The organism is Streptomyces sp. UH6 (assembly GCF_013421635.1).
Classification (GTDB): domain Bacteria; phylum Actinomycetota; class Actinomycetes; order Streptomycetales; family Streptomycetaceae; genus Streptomyces; species Streptomyces abyssomicinicus.
In genome coordinates, this window is the sequence record NZ_JACADT010001377.1 from 1 (window position 1) to 1,134 (window position 1,134).

The following is a 1,134-nucleotide window of genomic DNA, read 5'->3' on the forward strand; positions in this document are numbered from 1 at the left end:
TGCCGTACGGCCCTGGCGGGGCGCGGCGTCGGACGGACCGCGTCAGGGGCGGTTCGGGTGGCCCTTGGCGCACAGCGCCGCGTCCACCGCCGCCAGCAGGTGCTCGCCGCGGGCGGGGTCCAGGGCGTGGTGGGACGTGATGTAGACGGTCGCCGTGCCGCGCCCGCCGCTCGCACGGCCCGTGACCACCGAGTCGCCCGGCAGGTCGCCCAGGTGACCCCAGTACTCGCCGCCGCAGCTCAGCGGGTTGCTCCGCACCCCGTACCCGTAACGGCTGCCCTCCGGATAGCCGTGGTCGCTGACGTCGGTGGTGTCCCGCGTCATGAGCCGGACCACCCGGCCGGGCAGCAGCCGGCCGCCGAGGAGCCCGTCCCAGAAGGTGTTGACGTCCTCCGGGGTGGACACCAGGCCGCCGGACGCGCCGAACTCGTACCCCGGCAGTTCGGTCACGTCCACCACGCCGTCCTGCGGACGGGCCGGGTGGTACCCGTAGTTGCGCGCGTGGGGGCCGCGCAGCCCCAGCTCGCCGGGCGCCGGCCAGTACGTGCCGCGCAGGTCCAGCGGCTCGATGACGGTCCGCTCGACGTACCCGCGGAAGTCCTCGCCCGTCACGCGCTCGATCACCATGCCGAGCACCAGGTAGTTGGTGTTGGAGTAGCCCCAGTCGGTCCCGGGGGCGAACTCCGGACCCAGGCGCAGGGACAGGTCCAGGAACTCCTCCGGGGTGTAGCCACCCGGCCGGGTCCAGTCCACCAGCTCCCCGAAGTCCGCCAGGCCACTGGTCTGCTTCAGCAACTGCCGTACGGTGACCCCGCTTTCCGCCAGCTGCGGGACGTGGCGCCCCGCCGGGTCGTCGAGCTGCAGGTCGCCGTCCGCGACGAGTCGCATCACCGCCGCGGCGGTGAACGACTTGGTGACGCTGGCGATCCGGAAACGTCCGTCCGCCCCCACCATCGGCCGCCCGGTGCCGAGTTCGGCGGTCCCCGCGGTGTACGTCCCACTCCGGCGGCCGTGCCCGGTGTGCGCGACCGCTCCCGGCACCCCCGTCCCGTCCACCAGAGCCGTCAACTCCCGCCGCACGGCGTCCGGCCCGCCCCCGGCGCGGCGTCCGACCGGGCCCCAGCCTCTCCCGGC

The 1,134-nt window shown here is 74.8% G+C and carries 1 protein-coding gene; it reads right to left on the minus strand.

Going from position 1 to position 1,134, the window contains the following annotated elements; genetic code table 11:
- Positions 1 to 42: 42 nt before the first annotated feature.
- Positions 43 to 1,134 (minus strand): serine hydrolase (locus HW445_RS32010; RefSeq protein ID WP_180224258.1); only part of this gene is annotated, 1,092 nt, incomplete at its 5' end.